The following is a 23531-nucleotide window of genomic DNA, read 5'->3' as shown; positions in this document are numbered from 1 at the left end:
CTTCGGGAATTTTTAAAACTCGCTATCGCTAAAACAGTTAAAAATTCTTATCCTCAGATATTACGCTCTTTTATTTAATCTCGCCAATATTTAGCTTAAGATAATAAAATTACTTTCGATTTAATATAGTAAATTTTTCATTTCAATAACATTCAAGAATCTTTTCTTGGGTGTTTTTTCTTATGAGTTTGGGAGGTGAGTTTATGAAATATACTGAGGCAAATTTAGGCAGGATATTTATTTTAAGGTTAGAAGAAGGAGATCAAATTCCTAGAACGATTGAAAAGTTTGCAAAAGATAAAAATATTAATAGTGCTACAGTTTTGTTTATTGGTGGGGCTAAAAAGGACAGTAAAATTGTCGTAGGACCAAAAGACTGTGAGGCAGATAAGCCCGTAGCTATAGTAGAAGATTTATTAAACACAAGCGAAACCATAGGGGTAGGGACAATCTTTACTAATGAAGAAACTGAACCTAGACTTCACCTTCACGCTTCTTTTGGAAGCCATAAAGGAGTCGTAACTGGATGCACAAGACAAGGAGTCGATATTTGGCTTGTGGGTGAAGTTGTTATATTAGAAATGATAAATCATTCAGGTACTAGAAAAGTAGATGCCAGCAGTGGATTTGAATTACTAGAAGTTTAACCTGACTAACTTGACGTAAGACTCCCGCTTCTTTAGGCGGGAATCAAACGCCAACTAAGTCATGCATTTGCAGTTCTAGAATTCAGGTGGAAGAATCTCCACCTGAATTAAGAACTTGCTTCACTATTAATAAGTCGATTTATTACTAGTAGACATGATATAATGGGCAAAGTGTTAATAGTTAAAAATATGGAGGGCTTTACAAATATGATTAGTGTAAGTAATGTAAGTTTACAATTTAGTGGCCGTAAACTATTTGATGATGTTAATATTAAGTTTACACCTGGAAATTGCTATGGAGTAATTGGAGCAAATGGAGCAGGAAAATCAACTCTATTAAAAATATTATCAGGAGAAATTGAACCTAGTACTGGTGATGTGCATATTACACCAGGCGAAAGACTTACTGTTTTAAAACAGGATCACTTCGAGTATGAAGAAGTTGAAGTTTTGACAGTTGTATTAATGGGACATGCAAGACTATATGAGATTATGAAAGAAAAAGACATCATTTATGCAAAGACTGATTTTTCTGAGGAAGATGGAATGAAGGCAGCTGAGTTAGAAGGAGAATTTGCAGAATTAAATGGTTGGGAAGCAGAATCAGAAGCAGCTATTTTATTGTCAGGACTGGGCATTGATCAGGATTTACATTATAAACAAATGAAGGAACTAACGGGTGCAGATAAGGTAAAGGTACTTTTAGCACAAGCTTTATTTGGTAAACCAGATATTTTACTACTAGATGAGCCGACTAACCATTTAGATATTAAAGCAATTAAGTGGTTAGAAGAGTTTTTACTCAATTTTGAAAACATCGTAATAGTAGTATCGCATGATAGATATTTCTTAAATAAAGTATGTACTCACATGGTAGATATTGATTTCTCTAAAGTTCAGTTATATGTAGGTAACTATGATTTTTGGTATGAATCAAGTCAATTATTATTAAGAATGTCTAAAGATCAAAACAAGAAAAAAGAAGAAAAGATTAAAGAGTTAGAGAAATTTATTGCACGCTTTAGTTCCAATGCTTCTAAGGCAAAGCAAGCTACTTCACGTAAAAAACAATTAGATAAATTAACTTTAGATGATATTAAACCATCTTTACGTAGATATCCATTTGTAGACTTTAAACCTGATAGAGAAGTTGGAAACGATTTATTATTTGTGGATGGGTTAACGAAAACTATTGATGGTGAAAAAGTTTTAGATAATGTTACCTTTAGAGTGAATAAAGGAGATAAAATAGCCTTTGTGGGTAAAGATGAAATGGCTAAAACAACATTATTTAAAATTTTAATGGGCGAATTAGAAGCAGATAGTGGACAGTATACTTGGGGCGTAACTACTTCCCAAGAATATTTTTCTAAGGATAATTCTGAATTCTTTAATGTTGACCTAAATTTAGTGGATTGGTTACGTCAATTTTCAGTGGATCAAACAGAAAACTTTTTAAGAGGATTTTTAGGAAGAATGTTATTCTCTGGAGAAGAGGCTCTTAAAAGTACTAAAGTACTTTCAGGAGGAGAAAAGGTTAGATGTATGCTTTCTAAAATGATGCTTAGTGGGGCTAATGTATTAATTTTTGATGAACCTACTAACCATTTAGATTTAGAATCTATTCAATCATTAAATAATGGACTAATAAACTATTCAGGTACACTTTTATTCACATCTCATGACCATCAATTTGTCCAAACTGTAGCAAATAGAATTATTGAAATTACTCCTAATGGATTAATCGATAAAGAAATGAGTTATGATGAATATTTAGAAAATGAAAGTGTCCAAAAACAAGTAGAAGAAATGTATGCAAGTTAAATAAAAACAAGGCTTACGATTTTAATCTAAAATCAGTAAGCCTTGTTTATTTACTTTATTAACTTAAATTAATAAAGCTATTTTATCTTATTTAACTTATTTATAGTAGTAAAGACTTAGTGATGGCCGCAATCATGGCTAGTACAACCAACCGATGAGTCTACAACTTCGCCTCTTAAATAAGCTTCTGCAACTTCTTTAATATTTCCAGAGCAACCACGAACTACTTCGATTTTGTTTTGATTTAAAACATTAACTGCTCCTTGTCCCATATTACCAGCTAACATAACAGAAACTCCTCTTTCAGCTAATACAGTAGCGATATTAGATTTACATCCACATCCTGATGGAGCTTCTACTTTTTCTTCTGCAATTATTTCCTTAGCATCGTTAATCTCATAAACTGTAAAGTATTCACAGTGTCCAAAGTGGTTGTCCACTTCATTATTTCTAGTTGGTAAAGCTAATTTCATAATATTACCTCCTTAATTTATGAATCACTCTTTAATTATAGCTATTATTACGAAATTTTCAAATACAGTTATATATAATGACTAATAATAATGCTAAGACCTAATAAAAATCCAAATTGAATATTAGTTTTAGCAGTTAATTTCATAGCAGGCATCATTTCAATTGGCTTGCTTTTTCCTATAAAACCTTTAACTGCTTTGATAGCGGTAGGAATAGTTAAGACAACTAACATAGACCACCATGAGGCAAAGTTTAGAAAAATTAATAATAGTAGAAAAACGTAAGTTGCGACAAACATACCAGTGAAAAATCTTATACCATTAATTTTGCCTAAAATGATAACTAAAGTTCGTCTACCTTTTTCTTTGTCACCATCAAAGTCTCTTAAATTATTAGCCATTAAGATAGCCCCAATTAAGATTGAGGTAGGCACAGAAATTAAAATTGTTTTTAAATTTACCATATCTGTTTGAATGAAAAATGAAATAGAAATGATTAATAATCCCATAAATAGTCCTGAAACCAATTCGCCAAAAGGAGTATAAGCAATTGGATAAGGCCCACCAGTATACAAATACCCTACTGACATACTAATTAGCCCTACTACGGCTAACCACCAGCTACTCATCATACAAATATATACACCTAATAATGTAGCAACACCTAAAAAAATAAAAGCTAAATTTAAAACGATTTCTGGTTTAACTTTGTCCCGAACTATTGTACCACCAATTCCTATTGAATCTTTAGTATCTAAACCTCTTTTAAAATCAAAATATTCATTGAACATATTGGTTGCTGCTTGAATTAATATTGATGCTAACAGCATAGCTCCAAAAAGCCCAAAATGAATAGATGTAATCTCAAGTGCAAGTACTGTTCCTATAAAGACAGGAATAAAAGCAGCTGATAAAGTATGTGGTCTTAAAAGTCTCCACCAAATATCAAAAACCTTTTTTTGTTCTTTGGTCATGATTTTCTCTCCCTAAATTTAAGATATATTCTATAAGTAAGTTTAGGGAAAGGTTAGCGAACTGTCAATCTTGAAAAGTAGTTAGTTATAGATATTTTACAATGAAGCAATGAAGAATATTTTACAATGACGCATATTTTAAAAAATATTGCGGATAGTTAATTTTTCGTTTTCAGGTATATGCTTTATATAACGAAATAAAGAAGCTATCTCTGCATTCACCTCAGAAAAATCTTGAGTTTTAAGATAAGATTTTATATGAGCTATACTTACTTCTATATTATCAATTTCACTATGATCTGTAATTAAAGACCACATAAACAAATTATCTTTCCATTTTTGCTCAAAATTTTGCATACTTTTTTGAGCCATTTGCCAATTTTCATTTTCTAAATTATTTTCAATTGTTTTTAAAGTAGCAATCATTTCCACAGAAGATTTGGCTAAATAATTGTCAGTATAAAAACTAAAAGCAAATATTGAAATATTTAGGATTAAAGTAAAGATAATAACCCTCATATTTTTCACCTCATGCTTAGTATTAGATTATTAAGCTTAGATATACTGACAAATATTACAAAATAATTATTTTAAAAAAGGAATTAAAGAAAACAAGTAGAATATACAATTATTGGCAATAAAGGAAAAATGGAGGGTTATTAAATGAAAATAGGTCGTAATCAATTATGTAATTGTGGGAGTAATAAAAAATATAAACATTGCTGTGGTAAAGAAGAGAATAAAATTGTGGATTTTTTAGAAGCACAAGCGGATAAGGAAAAGAATAGTATTCCAGATTTATTAATGCAATTTGTAGAAAATGAATACTTTAACGAATTTATCTTATATTTAAAAAAGTTAAAATATGAATGTCCAAGGACAATGTCGGAGATTGTAAAAGATGCTGAAAATATTTTATTTTTAGAATCCTTTATAATGCACAATAAGTTAAATGACGGAGAAACAATAATTGAAAAGTTTATTGCAAAAAGTAAGCGTAATTTTAGAGAAGTTACAATTACCTGGTTAGAATATTTAAAAACCATTAAATTTTCATTATATGAAATAATTGAAGTTGATAAAGAAAAAGGCGAAATCAAATTAAAGGACGTATTAAGAGAAGGTATAAAATCTCTTAAGTATGCAAGCAAATATCGTAATTTTGATAAAGGACAAGCTATTTGGTGTCAGTTAATACCAGATGAAAATTATTATCAGCCATTTTTAAGTATTTATTATGTAGATGTAATTAAAAAAGATAGATTTTTAAAAAGCATCCTCAATTTATATAAAGAAAGCAATTTAAATATAAATTCTTTTCTCACTGATTATAGTTTTAAATTATTAAAAGTTTTGATTGATGATACAGATGAATTTGCAAAGGATTATGTTTCGGATCGAGAAAAACATATGTTCTCTATTTTTTGGCTTCATTATAAAAACTCTAAACTAGGTGGATTAACTCCTCTAGAAGCGTTAGATAATCCTCATTACAAAAGTAAATTAGAAAAGATTCTAAATTCAAGCGAACAAGGTACTGAAGAAGATTTAATGTTCTCTTTATGTAAAAGTATAATTTGTGAACATTTAGGCTGGGGAAGTAAGAAACTCGCATTTAGTGAAGATTATTTATGGCCTAAAGGACAGTATAAAAAAATTGCTAATTTACTCGAAGAAAAACTTAAAACTAGATATACCACATTACAAATTGCAAATACAATTAAACTTTGGCATGATTTCTTACAAAAGAGTAAACCAAGAATTATTAAGCCCATGGTTTGGGTAGCAGTGCTGGATTATACGATAAATATAATTGAATCTGGACCAAGTTTAACGCAAAAACAATTAGCTAAAATGTATGAATTAGCTCCTTCGACAGTTAGTAATAGATATATAGAATTAGTAAATATGTTGAAAATAAATCCGTTAGATCCACGATACTCAAGTTTTACAGAAATAACTCAAAATGTTAATAATATTCAAGAAAAATAATAATATCTGGTTTCTCTCTGAAAAACATTAATTTACCTATAATTTTACTCTCCCTAGGTATATAATTTATTTTTGTAAGAATATATATACCTGGGGGTAGTAGTATGTCAAAAGCAATACAAAAGCAAAACAAGTCAAATGTATTTTATGGTTATTTAATGGTGATTGCAGCTTTCTTTTGGTCGGGAGCTTTTATCGCTGGTAAATTTTCTGTACAAGAATTTCCGGTATTTTCGCTAACATTTTATAGGTTTTTATTTGCGTCCATGATTATTTTCTTGATTTTAATTAAAACTGAACAAAATTGGAAAATAGGACGAGAAGATTTAAAAACATTTTTAATTTTAGCAATTATAGGGATGATCGGATATCATATTTTCTTTTTTCTAGCCTTAAAATATACTTCACCCGTGAATGCTTCTTTGATTGGGGCAATTAATCCTATAATAACCACCATTTTGTCTTTTATCTTTTTAAAAGAGGTAATTAAAATAAAAAATGTAGTAGCCATAGTATTATCTTTTAGTGGAGTGGCTTTAATAATTACTAATGGAAAGTGGCAAGTTTTAAAAAGCCTTAGTTTTAATATAGGAGATTTACTAATGATTATTGGCGTAATTTGCTGGGCAAGTTATGCGATACTTTCTAAAAAGGCTTTAATAAAATATAGTCCTTTAAAAGTGACAAGTTATGCCTTTTTATTTTGTGCAATTTTATTAATACCGATGGTTATTTTAGAAAAGCCGTGGGTTTATATCCCTGATACATCTCTAAATGGATGGTTATCAATTTTTTATATGTCCTTTTTTGCCTCAGTAATCGGCTATCTGATTCATCAAATTGCCATTAAAAATATTGGTCCTAGTAGATCTTCCTTGTATATTAATTTAGTGCCTTTATTTTCAATGATATTAGCTTATTTTTTCTTGCATGAAAGTATCAGTATAATAAAGTTAATCGCATCTTTATTAATTATAATAGGGGTATTAATAAATATTGGGGTTTTTTTTCCGGATAATAAGGAATAGATTAAAAATTAAAATCAGAATAAATAAAATAAAAGGCTACTCATTAGAGTAGCCTTTTATTTTAATAACTATCGGTTGCGTAATTATCAAAATATCCTTGGATTAAAATGATTGGGGTACCTTTATCACCACTACCACTAGTTAAATCACAAAGACTACCTAAAAGGTCTGTAATTTGACGTGGTGTTGTACCTTCTGCAACCATTTTTCCAGAAAGATTACTATCTTTTTCTTTAATATACTTTTTCGCTATTTCATTTATATCTTGATTTTCTAAATTAATTAAGTTATTATCAGCTAAATACTTTAATTTTAATTCATTAGGAGTTCCTTCTAATCCTTTTGTATATGCAGGAGAAACAACAGGATCAGCTAGTTCCCAAATTTTACCGACTGGGTCTTTGAAAGCTCCATCACCGTAAATCATAACTTCAATATTTTTACCAGTCATCTTATTTAATCTAGCTTGAATTTCATCAACATATGTTTGACCATCTCGTGGAAAGAGTTTGATCATTGTTTCAGATGCTTTATTTGAGCCATATAAACCATAATCACTATTATAGCCTCTTTCGTTAGAAGGCTCTGAGCAAATGTCATCAAGACCTAGAACTATTTCAGCACCAGCATTTTTTAAGATTTTTTTAGTTCTTTCTCTACTATGAATATCGGCTACAATTACATTTTTAGTGAACTTTAGGATTTCCTTAGGATTATTTGCTAAGTGAATAATAACATTACCATTTACCCCTAAATCCTTATACATTTGAATATAATCAATATCTGTAAAAGGATGCTTTACTTCTTTGCCAAAAATTTTGCGGTAATCTTCTTCACTTAAAACATCTGTAAACGGATCAATTCCAGCTTCATCCATTTTTTCGATGTCCATTAAATGGTTACCAACTTCGTCTGAAGGATAGCTTAATAACAAATGTACTTTGTCTACCCCTTTAGCGATACCTTCTAAAAGCATAGAAAATCTATTTCTACTTAAAATAGGAAAGACAACCCCAACTTCACCATTTATCTTTTTGCTGACATCTTCTGCAATATCATCTATTGTTATATAGTTCCCTTGAGCTCTGGCCACAAGAGATTCAGTAATCCCCACAACATCTTTATCTCTAAATGTAAACTTTTCTGATTCATAGGCTGCTTTTACAGAATCTACTACGATTTCTACAAGGTCATCACCTTGTTTAACAATAGGTGCTATAATACCTCTAACCGTGGTACCAATAGTCCTTGACATATTTTACTCCTCCTAACCTAACTATACTCATCTTTAACCATTCTTAGGAAGTTTCCCCGTATATATTGTAACTGAATATTATTTTTTTGCAAATGATTATATTGTATACTTTGGTTTTTATATGATTAGTTTTATCTGAAATTAATATACATAATTAACTGAAAGTGTTCTATAAGTATTTAGGTATTCTTATTTAACTATGGGGAAATATATATGATAGCTTGATCTTGAAAGGATAGTTTTATATGACTAATGATACAGTTTATATAATTGGAGCAGGAATAAATCAGTGTATAACGGACTATGAAGGACTTAATCCTCCTTTAACTTTAAACTTTTTTAAAACAATCCTTAAAAGCACAAAGTATCAATCTAAGGAGTATGTGCAAAAGGTTAATTTAGTATATGAGTATATTGAAAAGTACTGGAAAATGGATAAAGAAAATTTAATAAATAGAACATTTAATTTAGAAGAATGTTTTACTCTGATCCAACTTCAATTAATGGAAGCAATTGAAGAAAATAAAGAACAAGAAATATCATATTTACTTAGAATTAATTCTGCCCTTAAAATAATGTTTGTACAATTTTTAGCTGATTTTGAAGAATTCATCAATTCATCAAAGCTAATGCGGGATTTTGGCAAATTAATATATCAGCAAAAACCAAATATAATAACCTTTAATTATGATTGCAATGTAGAAAGATCTATAGAAACAGCCTCAGGTCTTTTAAATGAGAGAAAACATAATCAATATAAGTGGAAATATCCTTTAAGTTATGGAGTGGAATTTGATCAAATAGTAATTGATGGTATAAAGGTAGACCAATCATATTATCAAAAAAACAAATTATATGATTGGAAAATCCTTAAACTACATGGATCCTTAAATTGGTTTAAATATTTACCCGTTGATCAGAAAAGAAATCTACAACAAAATGGAAAAGTAGTATTAACCTCAGAAAAATGGTGGCTTACTGAACCAGAGAATATAGATGGATTAATTATTGATCCTGTAATAATTCCACCGGTATTGTATAAAAATTATAATCAAGAACTAATTTGGGAGTTGTGGGTTAAAGCAAAAGAATGTTTATCCCAGTGTAAAAACTTAATTGTGATAGGTTATTCTTTTCCTCCTACAGATTTTGGAATAAGAAAGTTATTATTAGAGTCATTTGAAAATAATTCTTTAGAAAAATTAGTCATAGTTAATCCTGATACGACAATTGTAAGTAAGTTAAAAAAACTAGTACATTATGACAAGCCAGTCTTAGTGTGTAGTGATTTAAGCGAGTTCTTGCATAAAGTTTAAAAAGCAAATTTTCATAGATAATTTCATAATAATTTGATAAAATTGGATTATAGTACCTTAATTTGGAGGAAGGGTTTTATGTGTCTACGATAAGTATAATTTTAGTTTTACTTTCGTCAGTTACTCATGCGGGTTGGAATCTACTAAGTAAAAAGGATAATTCTTCGATAAGTTATTTTTTTGTAGGAAATATCGCAGCGGGAATTATTTTTTCTCCAATTTTATTTTTTTATCATGATAAATTAAGTTTAATTCCTGATTATGTTTGGGTGCTTTTAATATTAACAGGTTTCTTTGAAGCCCTGTATTACAGCACCTTAGCTTATGGGTATCGTTTAGGGGAAATGTCTTTAGTTTACCCTATTGCAAGGGCTTTACCTATTATTATGGTTACTATATATACAGTAATGATCGGAAAAGCCTCTGATATTTCGCATTCTTACATAATAGGATGTTTGTTTATTGTAGTTGGTTTATTTATTCTACCTCTTGAAAAGATAACCAAAGAAACTCTGAAAAGTCTATTTACCAAATCAATCGGTTTTGCCTTTGTAGCAGCTATCGGTACAGCCGCCTATTCAGTCATTGATGATAAGGCCCTAAGGATTTTAAATGAAGTACCCGATCAGGCTTTTTCATCTTTAGAAGCTTCTTTAATCTTTATGGTTTTTATTGCTCTTTTTTCTTCTGTATGGCTAGGAATATTCACCTTATTTAGCCAGGAGGAAAGAAAATTATTTAGAGAAATAATGGAAAACCATAAAAAAAATGCTACTATTATGGGCTTAGGGATTTATGTCTCGTATGGGATAATCTTATTATCGATGTTATTTGCCAGTAATGTTGCTTATGTTGTTGCTTTTAGGCAAGTCAGTATTCCAATTGGTACTTTGTTTGGTTATTTTATTTTAAAGGAATCTATGTATCTTTTAAAAATTATTGGAACATTCTTAACAGTACTAGGTTTAATTGTAATTGCTATAAGCTAAGGTTGTAGTAATATATTCTATTATATGCTACAATAAGGATAACTTAATATTGTCGCTGGGGGTGCCATGTGGCTGAGAAAAAACAATTAGTTTTTACCCTTTGAACCTGACTTGGTTAATACCTACGTAGGGAAGTTTAGAAAAGGATTATAGCCTCTTTACCTTGCGTAGAGAGGTTTTTTTATTGGGGGTGAAAACAATGGAACTAAATGTAGATAAAATTCATTATTCTTACCAAGAAAACAAAGAACCAGTGTTTGAAAATATAAGTTTTAAAGTAGAAAAAAGTGAATTTATAGCTTTAGTTGGGCCAAGTGGATGTGGAAAAACAACTTTACTACATATTTTAGGAGGTTTATTAGAACCTACCAAGGGACAAGTTTTATTAAATGGTAGTAATACTGATAGAATGGGAAAAATCAGCTTAATGCCTCAGGAAGATTTACTCTTGCCTTGGCGAACAATACTCGAAAATGGTGTGCTTCCTTTAGAAATAAAAGGGATAAAAAAAGAAGAGGCACGAAATAGGGTAAAAGAATTAATAAAAGAATTTGGCTTAGAAGGATACGAAAATGCTTATCCGCATCATCTTTCTGGGGGTATGAGGCAAAGGGTAGCTTTTTTAAGAAATATTCTCACGGGTAATAAAGTTATTTTATTTGATGAACCATTTAGTGCTTTAGATGCTTTAACAAGGTTTAAAATGCAAAAATGGTTACTTAAAATGTGGCAAAAATTCAAACCAACTATTATCTTCATAACTCATGATGTAGAAGAAGCAATATTTTTATCTCAAAGAATATTTTTACTGGGCAAAATACCAAATCGAAATATTAAAGAATTTATAGTTCCTTTTAAATATCCGCGGGATAATGATTTACTAGGATACCCTAAGTTTACTGAAATAAGACAAGCAATATTAAAAGGTCTAGAGGGATTAGAAGAATGAAAAAAATGAAAAATTATAACGCGATCATATTCTTAAGTCTGTTTTTGATTTTTTGGGAGGTAGCTGTAAGACTATTAAAAGTAAAACAATTTATTTTACCAGCACCTACGAAAATAGCGATGGCTTTATGGTCATATAAAAAAGTTCTTTTTACAGTTCATTTTCCTGTAACTTTAGCAGAGGTTATGGCAGGATTACTTATTTCCGTTATCTTATCAGTTTTAATATCTGTTTTAATGCTAAAAAGTAAAAAATTAGAAGAAGGGATTTATCCATTTTTAGTCATTTCTCAAACTATACCCATAATTGTCTTATCTCCCGTAATTATTATGTGGTTTGGGTATGGTTTATCGGGAAAAATAGCTATTACTGTCTTAATTACTTTTTTTCCTATTGTTGTAAATACCTTTGAAGGATTTAAAAGCATTGATATAAAGTATCTAAATCTGTTAAAAACCATGGGGGCAACAGAAAGTCAAATATTTTGGAAGGTTAGAGTACCTGCTTGTTTACCTAATTTTTTCATTGGGTTAAAGGTCGGAGCAGCCGTAAGTGTTATTGGGGCAGTAATAGGAGAATGGTTAGGTGGAAATTCTGGATTAGGGGTATTTAGTAGAAGAATGTCTAGTAATTTAGAAGCTGATGCCGTTTTTGCTGCTGTTATAATTTTAGCCTTGCTTGGAATATTTTTATTCGGAGTAGTCAAAATATTAGAAAAAATTTTCATCCCCTGGTCTTTAAATACAAAAAAAGAAGGGTAGTGTATTGATGAAAAAGCTAGGTATTTTATTCTTATCATTAGTAATGATGTTTTCTTTAGTTGCATGTAGTGATGGAGCTAAAGAACCAGAAAAGAGTGCAGAACAAACTGAAGATTTAAAAGAAGTAAGTATTATGTTAGATTGGTATCCAAATGCAGTTCATTCCTTTATATATGTAGCAGCTGAAAAAGGTTATTTTGAAGAAGAAGGTTTAAATGTAAAGATTAATATGCCAGCAGAAACTAGTGATCCTTTAAAACTAGTAGCAGGGGGAAAAACTACTTTTGCCGTAAGTTATCAACCCGAAATAGTAATGGCTAGAGCAAAAGATATTCCAGTAGTATCAGTAGCATCTATTGTAGGTCATCATTTAAATACCATGATGACTACCACAGACCAAAATATTAACTCACCAAAAGATTTAGAAGGCAAAACTGTAGGATTTTCACTACCTGTTTATGAAGCCGTAGCTAAAACAGTAATTGAATCTGATGGGGGAGATTTAAGTAAAGTAGAAATTATTGATATTGGTTTTGATTTAATCCCTGCACTAGTAACTAAAAGGGTAGAAGCAACTAGCGGTGGATTTATAAATCATGAACAGGTTTTATTAGAAAAAGAAGGACAAAAAATTAAAACTTTTAATCCAGTTGATTATGGTGTGCCAGATTTTTATGAGTTAGTGTTAGTAGTAAGTGAAGATACAGCAAAAAATGATCAAGAAACAGTTAAAAAATTCTGGAATGCGGCAGCAAAAGGACAAGCATTTGTTAAAGATAATCCTGAAGAAGCTTTAACTATTTTACTTTCTCATCAAAATGATAGTTTTCCTTTAGAAAAAGAGATTGAAGAAAAAAGTTTAGAAATCCTTTTACCTTTAATGGAGGACTTTGGTGCACAGTCTTTAGAAAGCTATGAAAATGTGATTGAGTGGATGGCAAAATATAAATTAATAGATAAAAAACCAGAAGCTAAAGATGCTTTTATAAGTCTATAATTTTGCTTGACTAGGTCATTTTAAGGGTAACCTTGCATAGAAATTTAATTTCTGCAAGGTGCCCTTTTTTAATTGTTTTTTCGGTAATTTATGATTATACCCTAGAAGTTGTATTTAAAATATTAATTAGATAATATTACTCTATGTTTTAAATGATATAATAAACTTAATTACTAGGAACAATAATTAATGAACTTTTAAATGAGAATTTTAAATATAAGTATATTACAGCAGAGATGAGATAGATATTAAGACAAAAGGGAGATTTTTATGCGTGTTACTGTAAAAGAAATTCTAAGTTTAGATATATTAAAAAATGCTAAGGTTGTAGCGGGGGAAAATGGTTTAAATAATAAAATAGAATATATTGATGTAATTGAGGTTCCGGATTTTGGAGATTGGATTAGAAAAAACACCTTTTTATTAACCACAACATTTGCTATGCAAAAAGATGAAACAAAATTGCTTAACATTGTGAAATTTTTAGCTAATAAAAAAGAAACAGCTCTAGCTATTAAACTAGGACGTTATCTAGATAATATACCTGATGAGGTCTTAAAATTAGCAGATAGGCTAAACATTCCGATTATTGAACTACCAGGAAATGTTATTTATTCGGATATAATTAATAATGTTTTAAGCTTAATCTTACAAGAGCAAACTAGGCTTTTACGTTTAGGGGATGAACTACATCAAAGATTAAATAAAATGGTTTTAAGTGGCGGAGGTTTAAAAGGCGTAACAAATATTTTGGCAGAAGTAATTAATAAGCCAGTTTTTATTGAAAATAAGGCGGGAGATTTGCTGGATTTTTGTGCAGATGAAAAAAGTAAAGAAGTGTATTTATTTTTAAGAGAAAAAAGATTAAACACAAAATTAATGGGTGAGTATTTAAAAGAAGGAATCTCTGTTATTAAAGATGATTCAAGCAATCAAGTGATAGTTTCAATTTTAGCTGGAAGAAAAAAATATGGAGTAGTACTTATATTAGATGAAGAAGATAGTATTAACGATTTTACTGTAATAGCCCTAGAAAGAAGTGCAACTGTAGCAGCTTTAGAAATTATGAAGGAAAAGGCAATTTTTGAAACAGAAATAAGACTACAGCGGGATTTTATTGATGAGCTTTTAGTAAATAAATATGTAGAAGGATATAGTTTAGTAAAAAGAGCAAATGACTTTGGGTGGGATATTAATAAAGAATTTGTGATTATGAATGTATATATTGATAATTACAGCTTAAACCAGAGAAAGATTGACAAAATGTATGAAATGGAAGATTTTAAAAGCGAAATATATAATACGATCAAAAAGGTTGTTTTAGCGAACACTAAAAACTCAATACTTACGGAACGGGGAGATGGGTTTCTATTATTTTTAGATACTAATTTTGCCGATACTAAGGAGGTAAAAGAGTATTGTTTATTTATCGCTAAGAAAATTAAAAAGAATGTAGAAACAAAGTTTTTAGATATTTCTTTATCAATAGGTATCAGCAAAACTGTAAAAGAAATTGGTAATTTTTCAACGGGTTATGAAGAAGCAAATCAAGCTTTAACTATTGGTAGAAAAGTTTTAGGAAGCGGAAAAATCTATAATTTCGATGATATGGGAGTTTATCGTATATTGTTTTCTAATCAGGATAATAATAGCTTAAATGAGTTTTATAAGGAATATCTAGAGATGTTGGTACAATATGACCAAAAGAATAACACTGATTATGTTCATACACTAGAACAATATTACAAGTATAATGCGAATGTGCTCTTAACAGCGGAAAATTTATTTATGCATAGAAACACTTTAAACTATCGATTAAAGAGAATTAGACAAATCTTAAACTTAGATATTGATGAACCTGAGATTAAACTTAGTTTGTCAATAGCGATAAAAATAAGACATTTGTTAAATCTATAAAATTGGATACACATTATACACGGTGCACAAATTAAAAGATTGCAATTAGTAATCTATGTACAATGATTAATAGTAACTATTACATTATACTTTTAATTAAGTAGATTAAATTAATGAAGGAGGTTTATGAATGAAACGCAAATCATTGAATTATTTATTAGTTATATGCTTAATGTTAGCAGTCATGATTACTGGTTGCGGTAAAAAAGATGATAATGCTGGACAAGACGCTAACTTAGAACCAATGGATGGAGGAAGTTTAACCGTTGGTTTAGATCAGGTGCCAAAAACTTTAGATCCTGCACAATATACAGGTACTTATGAATCTAGCGTGATGAATTCTATTTTTGACACATTAGTTACATATACCGATGATCAACAAAGTATAGTAGGTTCTATTGGTAAAGATGGCTGGAAGGTATCTGAGGATATGTTAGAATATACATTTACTTTAAGAGATGATGTATATTTCCACCCAGGTAAGTTTGTAAAAGAACGTAAAGTTACACCAGAAGATGTTAAGTTCAGTTTAGAAAGATCAGCTAATGAATCGGCTTTAGGTCGTTTAAGCGATTTAAAAGAAGCAATTGTGGTAGATGAAAACACTGTTAAATTAGTATTAAAATCTCCAAATGCTGCTTTCTTAGCAAGATTAACTGACCCAGGTAATGCTATTATCCCTAAAGAAGAAGTTGAAGGTTTAGGGGATGATTTTGGTCAAAACCCTATAGGAACAGGACCTTTTATTTTTAGTACATGGGCTAAAGATGATAATGTTACTTTAGTGAAAAATGAAAAGTATTGGGCGAAAAAGCCTCATCTAGATAAATTAGTATTTAAATTTATTCCTGATCAAGCAATGATGTCAAATGCTTTAATTAGTGGTGATATTGATATTTCAGTTGCAGTAGCAGGACCTGATAAACAAAAATTAGAAGCTGATTCTAATATAAATATTCAAACAATGCCAGGAATGAACGTATATTTTGCAGGTATGGATATGAAAAAAGGACCAACTGCTGACATACGTGTACGAAAGGCTATTAGCTATGCTTTAGATGTAGATGCAGCAGTAAAGAACATTTTTCAATTTGGAGGAGCTACTAGGGCTTACCTTCCATTACCAAGTAAATCATGGGGTTATGATGCTTCTTTAGAAAAATTAGCTATTCAAAAACCTGATATTGAAAAGGCTAAAGCTCTCTTAAAAGAAGCTGGTTATGAAAATGGATTTGAAACTACAATTGTTACTCCAAATAAACCATTTCGTGTAAAATGGGCTCAAATAATGCAAACTCAATTAAAAGAAGTAGGTATTGATGCTGAAATTGAAAAGCTAGAGTGGGGTTCATATAGTAATAAGGTAGCAAAAGGAGAAGCACCTATTTATTTATTAGCTTGGACTTGGTATCCAGATCCTGATTTCTTCTTATATCAATTATTCCATAAAGATCAAATCGGATATTTAGGAAATGGACAAGGTTTTGATAATGAAGAGGTAACTAAGTTAATTGAAGATGCAAAAGGAAAAACTGTAGATCAGGCTGAACGTAAAGCTCTTTATAAAGAAGTAATTGAAAAGGCAGTAGCAGAAGTACCACATGTAGAAGGTTTCCATAAAGATAATATCAATGGTGTTAGAAGCAGAGTTCATGATTACAATATTTGCCCAGACGATCAAGTTAGAATAGTAACACAAGAAAGAAATGTATGGGTAGAACAATAAAAAATATGTAGCCTTTGGCTACATATTTTTTATGATAGTGTACTACCTAATGTTAGGGGGGAGATTTTTGTTTAAGTATGTTTTAAAAAGAATTATAGGATTAATACCTGTTTTATTTTCTGTTTCAGTGGTTGTTTTTATAATTACTAGAGTTTTACCTGGTAATCCTGCAGAAGTTATGCTTGGGCCACAAGCAACAGCGGAAGCAATTAAAGCACTTGAATTAAAATTAGGTATAAATGATCCTTGGCTTGTACAGTATGGTAGATTTTTACTGGATTTATTACAGGGTGATTTAGGAACTTCGATAGCATATCATCAACCCGTATTAAATTTAATCTTAGATACATTACCAAATACTATTTTATTAACTGTAGCAGCTTTATTTATAGCTATTATAGTAGCTATTCCAATTGGTATTATTTCAGCTGTAAAGCAATATTCAATTTTTGATTATATTAGCATGACTTTTGCATTAATTGGAGTATCATTGCCTGTATATTGGTTAGGATTAATGATGGTGTTAATATTTTCAACTAAACTTCAAATATTACCTGCAATTGGGATGGGAAGCATGGCTAATGGATTATGGGATGTAATTAGTCATTTAATTTTGCCAAGTATAGCATTATCAACGATACCTATGGCAAATTTAGCTAGAATTACCAGATCAAGTATGCTTGAAGTTGTTAGACAAGATTATATTAGAACAGCAAGGGCGAAAGGACTTTCTGAATGGATAGTTATTGGCAAACACTCCTTAAAAAATGCCTTAGTTCCGATTATTACTGTTATGGGTATGCAAATTTCTATGATGTTAAGTGGGGCAGTATTAACTGAAACAATTTTTGCATGGCCAGGAATGGGTAGATTAATAGTTGATGCGATTGAAAAAAGGGATTTCATTATGGTGCAAGGTAGTGTTATGTTTTTAGCTTTAATGTTTGTCATAATTAATTTAATTGTAGATTTATTATATGTGTGGGTTAATCCAAGGATTAGCTATGATAATGAAGGAGGTAATTAGTAATGGGGCTTTTTAATGGTCAAGTTTGGCATAGACTTAAAAAAAATAAATTAGCCATGATCGGCATGATAATTGTAATAATCAACATTACAGTAGCAATTTTTGCTCCATTATTAACTCCTTTTAGTCCTAATGAAATGAATTTAGCAGATTCATTTTTAGCTCCTGGGGTTGATGGTCATATTTTAGGAACTGATGACTTTGGGCGTGATTTATTAACTAGGATCCTACATGGATCAAGAGTTTCTCTAATTGTAGGTATGGTATCAATATTAATTGGAGGAACAATTGGTACTGTTTTAGGATTAGTTGCAGGTTTTTATGGAGGTAAAATAGACAGTATTATAATGCGTATTATGGATGGTTTATTTGCTTTTCCATATGTTTTATTATCAATAGCATTAATGACTGCTTTAGGATCAGGTATCCATAATATTATTATTGCTGTAAGTATAATAAATATACCTGGATTTGCAAGGATAGTTAGAGGCGAAACTTTAGTAGTTAAGGAACAAGATTATGTCGAAGCTGCTAAGGCTTTAGGTGCTAAAAATAAGAGATTATTATTTTCACATATTTTACCCAATTGTATGGCTCCTTTAATTGTATACGCGACAATGGGGATAGCTGGGGCTATTTTATCCGAAGCAGCTTTAAGCTTTTTAGGACTAGGAATAAGAGAACCAGATCCGTCTTGGGGTAGTATTTTAAAAGCAGGACAAGAATATCTTGGTATGGCATCTCATATTTCAACCTTTTCTGGACTTGCAATTTTATTTTCTGTACTGGGATTTAATTTATTTGGGGATGGACTACGTGATGCTTTAGATCCAAGGCTGAAACAATAAATGGAGGTAATTAATATGGAATTAAAAGATAAAATTATTAGCGAAGTTGAAAAAAATAAAGATGAGTTAATTAATTTAAGTGATTATATATTTGATAACCCTGAACTTTCTTTTGAAGAATTTAAAGCAGTTAAAGTATTAACTGATAAATTAACAGCACATGGATTTAAGGTAGAACAAGGAGTTAAAGGAATAGAGACAGCATTTAAAGCAACCTTTGAGGGAAAGGAACAAGGTCCAACTATTGGTATTTTAGCAGAATACGATGCTCTCCCAGAGATTGGACATGCATGTGGTCATAATTTAATTGGTACGATTAGTATAGGGGCTGCTATATCCATTAGTAAATATATGAAAGATTTAAAAGGAACTTTAGTTGTATATGGTACTCCTGCTGAAGAAGGCGGGGGAGGCAAAGTTATCATGATAGAAAAAGGATGCTTTACAGATTTAGATTGTGCTATGATAATTCATCCAGCTGATAAAACAATGGTTGATGATATTTCTTTAGCTAATGCTGAATTAGTCATAACTTTTCATGGAAAACCTGCTCATGCTGCAGCCTTTCCACATGAAGGCATTAATGCTTTGGAAGCTGTAATTCAAACTTTTAATAATATTAATGGTCTCAGAGGTCACCTTAAAGATGATATAAGAATTCATGGAATAATAACAAAAGGTGGCGTGGTAACTAATATAGTACCAGAATTAGCCGAATGTAGATTTAGTGTACGTGCTTTAAAGAGAAAAGATTTAGATAAAATAGTTGAAAAGATTTACAAATGTAGCGAAGCCGCATCACTTTCAACGGGAGCAAAATTAGAATTTAAACAAGAAGAACTAAGCTATGATGAAATTATGAATAATAGTATTTTAACTAAACAGTTAGAAAAAAACTACTTATTAGTAGGAGAAAAAGTTTATCCACGTAATATTGAAGAAGGACTAGGATCTACTGATATGGGTAATGTTACTCAGGTTCTTCCTGGATTTCAATCTTATATAGGCCTAGGTGAAGGTTTAGCAACTCATACTACTGGATTTGCAGATGCTTGTGGTAGTGAGGCAGGTCATAGAGCTTTAATTACGGCAACCAAGGCTCTTGCTCTGACAGCAATTGATCTATTCCAAAATCCAGAATTAGTAGAAAAGGCTCAAGAAGAGTATAAAGCGTTAAAGGAGGAAATCTAATGCTAAAACAAGCAATTGATATATATGAATTATTAGATAGTCCTAAAGTAAATGGATTAGAAGTGGTAGAATTTTTTAAAGCTCAAGGCATTGAAAATGTAAGCTTTCAAACGGTTATGGGCGAAAAAGGCTCAACAGATTTTGTAAGAATATTTATTCCAGGTACACAAGGTAAATCCACAGGTGGAACTGCCCCAACCCTTGGGATTGTTGGGCGTTTAGGTGGTATAGGAGCAAGACCAGAGGCTATTGGTTTTGTTTCTGATGGGGATGGATGTGCAGCAGCATTAACTTCAGCTTTAAAGTTAGGAAAAATGCATAATTTAGGTGATAAATTAGCTGGTGATATAATTATTAATACTCATATTTGTCCAGATGCACCTACATTACCACATGAACCTGTTCCTTTTATGGATTCCCCAGTTGATATTATAACTATGAATCAATATGAAGTAGAAAAAGAAATGGATGCAATAATTTCTCTTGATACTACTAAGGGTAATAAAATAATGAATTATAAAGGTATAGCTATATCTCCAACGGTAAAGGAAGGCTATATTCTAAAAACAAGTAGCGATTTAGTTGATATTTTAGAAATAGTTACAGGTAATGCTGCTAATGTTTTTCCACTAAGTCAACAAGATATTACTCCTTATGGTAATGGACTTTATCATATAAATAGTATTTTACAACCAGCTGTAGCCACATCTGCACCTGTAGTAGGGGTAGCCATTACAGCAGGAGTACCTGTGCCAGGATGTGCAACAGGTGCAAGTCATATTGTAGATATTGGACTAGCTGCAAGATTTACTATTGAAGTTGCTAAAGTATTTGGTACAAAACAAATTTCACTATATGATGCCAACGAATTTGAAAGAATTCAAAAATTATATGGCTCTATGAAAGTATTCCAAACATTAGGTGAAAAATAGACTTAGGCAGGGTGGTAAACATGCAAAAAGAGTTATTGCAAATAAAAGGATTGAAGACCCATTTTTTTACTGGTGATGTTCCTGTCAAGGCTGTTGATGGAGTTGATCTAGTAGTAGATAAGGGTCAAACCTTAGGAATTGTAGGAGAATCTGGTTCTGGAAAAAGTGTTACTTCTTTATCTATTATGAGACTTATTGCAAACCCTCCAGGAAAAATAGTTGCCGGTGAAATTATTTTTGAAGGAAGAGATTTACTGAAAATTTCAGATAACGAAATGAGAGAAATTAGGGGAAATGAAATTTCTATGATTTTTCAAGACCCAATGACCGCTTTAAATCCTTCTTTTACTGTGGGAGATCAAATTGCGGAAACAATTAAATTACATCAAAATTGTGATAAAAAACAAGCTCTTGAAAAGGCAGTAGAAATGTTAACTTTAGTTGGCATTCCTGAGCCACGAGAAAGGGTTAAGCAATATCCCCATGAGTTTAGTGGTGGTATGAGACAAAGGGCTATGATTGCAATGGGATTATCCTGCAATCCAAAACTTTTAATTGCTGATGAACCAACTACAGCCCTAGATGTAACCGTGCAAGCACAAATCTTAAAACTTATGAAAAAATTACAACAAGAATTTAATACAGCTATAATTATGATAACTCATGATTTAGGAGTTGTAGCAGAAACTTGTGATTTTGTAGCAGTAATGTATGCAGGAAAATGTGTTGAATATACAGATGTTTATTCTTTATTTGAAAAACCATTACACCCATATACTTTAGGTCTTTTAAATTCTCAGCCTAAACTTGATCGGATTGAAAGGGATAAATTAAATCCCATAAAGGGTAATCCTCCTAATTTACGTAGTCTAAAACCAGGGTGTAGCTTTGCTCCAAGGTGTACTTATGCTAAAGATATTTGCCATAAGGATAAGCCAGAACTACAAGAAGTTAAAAAAGGTCATAAAGTAGCTTGTCATTTTTGGGAAACCTTGGCTAACACTCAACAGGGGGTGAATTAAGTGAATGAAAAAATATTAGAAGTAATAAACTTAAAAAAACACTTTCCAATTAAAAAAGGAATAATTTTTGAAAAAAATGTGGGTGCAGTTAAAGCTGTTGATGGACTTAGTTTTACGGTTAATAAAGGAGAAACTTTTGGCCTAGTAGGTGAAAGTGGTTGTGGAAAATCAACTACAGGACGACTATTACTTCAATTATTAAAACCAACTGAAGGACAAGTAATTTTTGAAGGAAAAGATTTAAGTAAATTAAATCCTGAAGAAATGAGGAAAATGCGTCAAGAATTACAAATGATATTCCAAGACCCCTATGCATCTTTAAATCCACGTAAAAATGTCGAGCAAATTATTATGGAGCCTTTAGTTATTCATAACATTGGTACTATGGAAGAAAAAAAGAAACGGGTTAAGGAACTGTTAGATATCGTAGGCCTTGATGCAAGTTTTGCTGGAAGATATCCACATGAATTTAGTGGAGGGCAAAGACAAAGAATCGGAATAGCAAGAGCTCTAGCAGTTAAACCTAAAATTATCGTTTGTGATGAACCTGTATCGGCTTTAGACGTCTCTATTCAAGCACAAATTATAAATTTATTAGAAGAATTACAAGAAGAGTTTGGCTTTACGTATATATTTATTGCTCATGACTTAAGTGTAGTAAAACATATAAGTGATCGAATAGCTGTTATGTATTTAGGAAAAATAGTGGAGTTAGCTAGTTATGCGGAATTGTTTTCTAATCCAAAGCATCCTTACACTAAAGCATTACTTTCATCTATCCCTGTGCCTAATCCACGTCATAAAGGAGAAAAAATAGTATTAGAAGGAGATGTTCCAAGTCCTATCAACCCTCCTTCAGGCTGTCATTTTCATACAAGATGTAGACAGGCTAAAGATATCTGTAAGCAAAAGTCTCCTAAACTAATTGATTATGGAAATGGTCACTATGCTTCTTGTTTGTTACTTGAGGAAGGTAATTAAAATGAATAAAAATAGGGTTGGAATTATTAGAGTTCTTTCGACAGATAATCTTCAGGTTTTATATTCACATGAAACCATAATTAAAAATATTTATCCAGAGTTAGAAATAATATCAGAAGCTATTAAGGATCAACCAAATGGTGTATATAATCAAGAAACAGAATTAGAATCTGTTCCTAAAATTTTAGAGATAGCCAAGGATATGGAAAAATCAGGGGTAAATGCAATCCTGATTAGCTGCTGTATGGATCCAGGTTTAACCTTGATTAAAAAAGAGCTTAATATTCCTGTAGTCGGAGCAGGGATGGCTTCAGCATTAATGGCAATGTCTCTAGGGAATAAAATAGGGGTAACCTCTTTAGATAAAGTAATTCCTCCAAACTTACATGAAACCTTAGGCAATAAATTATTAGCTTATCAGCCTTCAGAGGGGATTAATAATACTAAAGATTTATTAAAAATAGATGGAAAAGAAAAAGTATTAAAGACAGCTAGAGATTTAAGAGATCAAGGAGCAGATTGTCTATTATTAGCCTGCACAGGTATGTCGACAATAGGCTTAGCTCCATTATTAGAAGAAAAGCTAAATATTCCAGTAATTGACCCAATTATTGCAAGTGGGGGTTTAATAAATTATTTAGTGAAAAGAAAATAACTAGTACTCAAAGGGACATGTTAAATG

22 protein-coding genes and 1 riboswitch are annotated in these 23531 nt (G+C 30.9%); of the genes, 18 read left to right on the top strand and 4 right to left on the bottom strand.

Going from position 1 to position 23531, the window contains the following annotated elements:
• Nucleotides 1-203 precede the first annotated feature (203 nt).
• Together B8965_RS01615 and B8965_RS01610 are read left to right on the top strand one after the other, a co-directional pair.
• Entirely contained in the window at nt 204-647 is a 444-nt protein-coding gene (locus B8965_RS01615; RefSeq protein WP_084052124.1) for a PPC domain-containing DNA-binding protein, read from the top strand.
• A 207-nt stretch (nt 648-854) separates the two neighbouring features.
• Nucleotides 855-2471 carry an ABC-F family ATP-binding cassette domain-containing protein gene (locus B8965_RS01610; RefSeq protein ID WP_084052123.1) on the top strand — a complete coding sequence of 539 codons (1617 nt, stop codon included), beginning with the start codon at nt 855-857 and terminating at the stop codon, nt 2469-2471.
• A 116-nt stretch (nt 2472-2587) separates the two neighbouring features.
• On the opposite strand, the gene B8965_RS01605 is transcribed toward B8965_RS01610, so the two are convergent.
• The 3 genes from B8965_RS01605 to B8965_RS01595 all read right to left on the bottom strand — a co-directional run bounded on the left by B8965_RS01605 (nt 2588) and on the right by B8965_RS01595 (nt 4437).
• Nucleotides 2588-2944, bottom strand: a complete 357-nt coding sequence (locus tag B8965_RS01605) for a NifB/NifX family molybdenum-iron cluster-binding protein (protein WP_084052122.1) — start codon at nt 2942-2944, stop codon at nt 2588-2590.
• A 68-nt stretch (nt 2945-3012) separates the two neighbouring features.
• Entirely contained in the window at nt 3013-3918 is a 906-nt protein-coding gene (locus B8965_RS01600) for a 1,4-dihydroxy-2-naphthoate polyprenyltransferase (protein WP_084052121.1), read from the bottom strand.
• Between the two features lie 138 nt (nt 3919-4056).
• The gene (locus B8965_RS01595) at nt 4057-4437 is read right to left on the bottom strand and encodes a DUF4363 family protein (protein WP_084052120.1); all 381 of its coding nucleotides are present in this window, start codon (nt 4435-4437) and stop codon (nt 4057-4059) included.
• Nucleotides 4438-4581: 144 nt separating this feature from the next.
• Here B8965_RS01595 and B8965_RS01590 point away from each other — a divergent pair, with 144 nt between their 5' ends.
• Together B8965_RS01590 and B8965_RS01585 are read left to right on the top strand one after the other, a co-directional pair.
• Entirely contained in the window at nt 4582-5910 is a 1329-nt protein-coding gene (locus tag B8965_RS01590) for a YecA family protein (RefSeq protein ID WP_084052119.1), read from the top strand.
• Nucleotides 5911-6014: 104 nt separating this feature from the next.
• On the top strand, nt 6015-6938 hold the full coding sequence (locus tag B8965_RS01585) for a DMT family transporter (RefSeq protein ID WP_084052118.1): 924 nt from the start codon (nt 6015-6017) through the stop codon (nt 6936-6938).
• 61 nt (nt 6939-6999) lie between these two features.
• Here B8965_RS01585 and B8965_RS01580 read toward each other — a convergent pair whose 3' ends face one another.
• Nucleotides 7000-8193 (bottom strand): coenzyme F420-0:L-glutamate ligase, encoded by a 1194-nt coding sequence (locus tag B8965_RS01580; RefSeq protein ID WP_084052117.1) that lies wholly within the window; start codon nt 8191-8193, stop codon nt 7000-7002.
• A gap of 245 nt (nt 8194-8438) precedes the next feature.
• On the opposite strand from B8965_RS01580, the gene B8965_RS01575 reads away from it, so the two are divergent.
• The 14 genes from B8965_RS01575 (at nt 8439) to B8965_RS01510 (ending at nt 23504) form a co-directional block, all read left to right on the top strand.
• Nucleotides 8439-9509 (top strand): hypothetical protein, encoded by a 1071-nt coding sequence (locus B8965_RS01575; protein WP_084052116.1) that lies wholly within the window; start codon nt 8439-8441, stop codon nt 9507-9509.
• An 80-nt stretch (nt 9510-9589) separates the two neighbouring features.
• On the top strand, nt 9590-10498 hold the full coding sequence (locus tag B8965_RS01570; RefSeq protein ID WP_159446238.1) for an EamA family transporter: 909 nt from the start codon (nt 9590-9592) through the stop codon (nt 10496-10498).
• Nucleotides 10499-10545: 47 nt separating this feature from the next.
• Nucleotides 10546-10648, top strand: a riboswitch (TPP riboswitch).
• 49 nt (nt 10649-10697) lie between these two features.
• Nucleotides 10698-11447 (top strand): ABC transporter ATP-binding protein, encoded by a 750-nt coding sequence (locus B8965_RS01565; protein ID WP_084052149.1) that lies wholly within the window; start codon nt 10698-10700, stop codon nt 11445-11447.
• Nucleotides 11444-12208, top strand: a complete 765-nt coding sequence (locus tag B8965_RS01560) for an ABC transporter permease (RefSeq protein WP_084052114.1) — start codon at nt 11444-11446, stop codon at nt 12206-12208. Before B8965_RS01565 ends, B8965_RS01560 begins: the two co-directional genes overlap by 4 nt.
• Before the next feature lie 7 nt (nt 12209-12215).
• Nucleotides 12216-13205 (top strand): ABC transporter substrate-binding protein, encoded by a 990-nt coding sequence (locus B8965_RS01555; RefSeq protein WP_084052113.1) that lies wholly within the window; start codon nt 12216-12218, stop codon nt 13203-13205.
• Between the two features lie 270 nt (nt 13206-13475).
• Complete coding sequence (locus B8965_RS01550) at nt 13476-15122, top strand: PucR family transcriptional regulator (protein WP_084052112.1); 1647 nt, start codon at nt 13476-13478, stop codon at nt 15120-15122.
• 130 nt (nt 15123-15252) lie between these two features.
• The gene (locus B8965_RS01545; protein WP_084052111.1) at nt 15253-16848 is read left to right on the top strand and encodes an ABC transporter substrate-binding protein; all 1596 of its coding nucleotides are present in this window, start codon (nt 15253-15255) and stop codon (nt 16846-16848) included.
• Between the two features lie 67 nt (nt 16849-16915).
• A complete protein-coding gene (locus B8965_RS01540) occupies nt 16916-17875 on the top strand; it encodes an ABC transporter permease (RefSeq protein WP_084052110.1) in 960 nt (319 codons plus the stop codon).
• 2 nt (nt 17876-17877) lie between these two features.
• Nucleotides 17878-18723 (top strand): ABC transporter permease, encoded by an 846-nt coding sequence (locus B8965_RS01535; protein WP_084052109.1) that lies wholly within the window; start codon nt 17878-17880, stop codon nt 18721-18723.
• 15 nt (nt 18724-18738) lie between these two features.
• A complete protein-coding gene (locus B8965_RS01530) occupies nt 18739-19914 on the top strand; it encodes a M20 family metallopeptidase (RefSeq protein ID WP_084052108.1) in 1176 nt (391 codons plus the stop codon).
• The gene (locus tag B8965_RS01525) at nt 19914-20846 is read left to right on the top strand and encodes a DUF1177 domain-containing protein (RefSeq protein ID WP_084052107.1); all 933 of its coding nucleotides are present in this window, start codon (nt 19914-19916) and stop codon (nt 20844-20846) included. Before B8965_RS01530 ends, B8965_RS01525 begins: the two co-directional genes overlap by 1 nt.
• 20 nt (nt 20847-20866) lie before the next feature.
• Nucleotides 20867-21868: an ABC transporter ATP-binding protein gene (locus tag B8965_RS01520; RefSeq protein ID WP_084052106.1), complete on the top strand. Its 1002-nt coding sequence runs from the start codon at nt 20867-20869 to the stop codon at nt 21866-21868.
• Nucleotides 21869-22849: an ABC transporter ATP-binding protein gene (locus B8965_RS01515; RefSeq protein ID WP_084052105.1), complete on the top strand. Its 981-nt coding sequence runs from the start codon at nt 21869-21871 to the stop codon at nt 22847-22849.
• A 1-nt stretch (nt 22850) separates the two neighbouring features.
• Nucleotides 22851-23504, top strand: a complete 654-nt coding sequence (locus B8965_RS01510) for an aspartate/glutamate racemase family protein (RefSeq protein ID WP_084052104.1) — start codon at nt 22851-22853, stop codon at nt 23502-23504.
• Nucleotides 23505-23531 lie beyond the last annotated feature (27 nt).

It is taken from the genome of Desulfonispora thiosulfatigenes DSM 11270, from assembly GCF_900176035.1.
GTDB classification, from domain to species: Bacteria; Bacillota; Peptococcia; order Peptococcales; family Desulfonisporaceae; genus Desulfonispora; species Desulfonispora thiosulfatigenes.
Note: the sequence above shows the minus strand (reverse complement) of the source record. Positions and strands in the feature narration are given on the sequence as shown.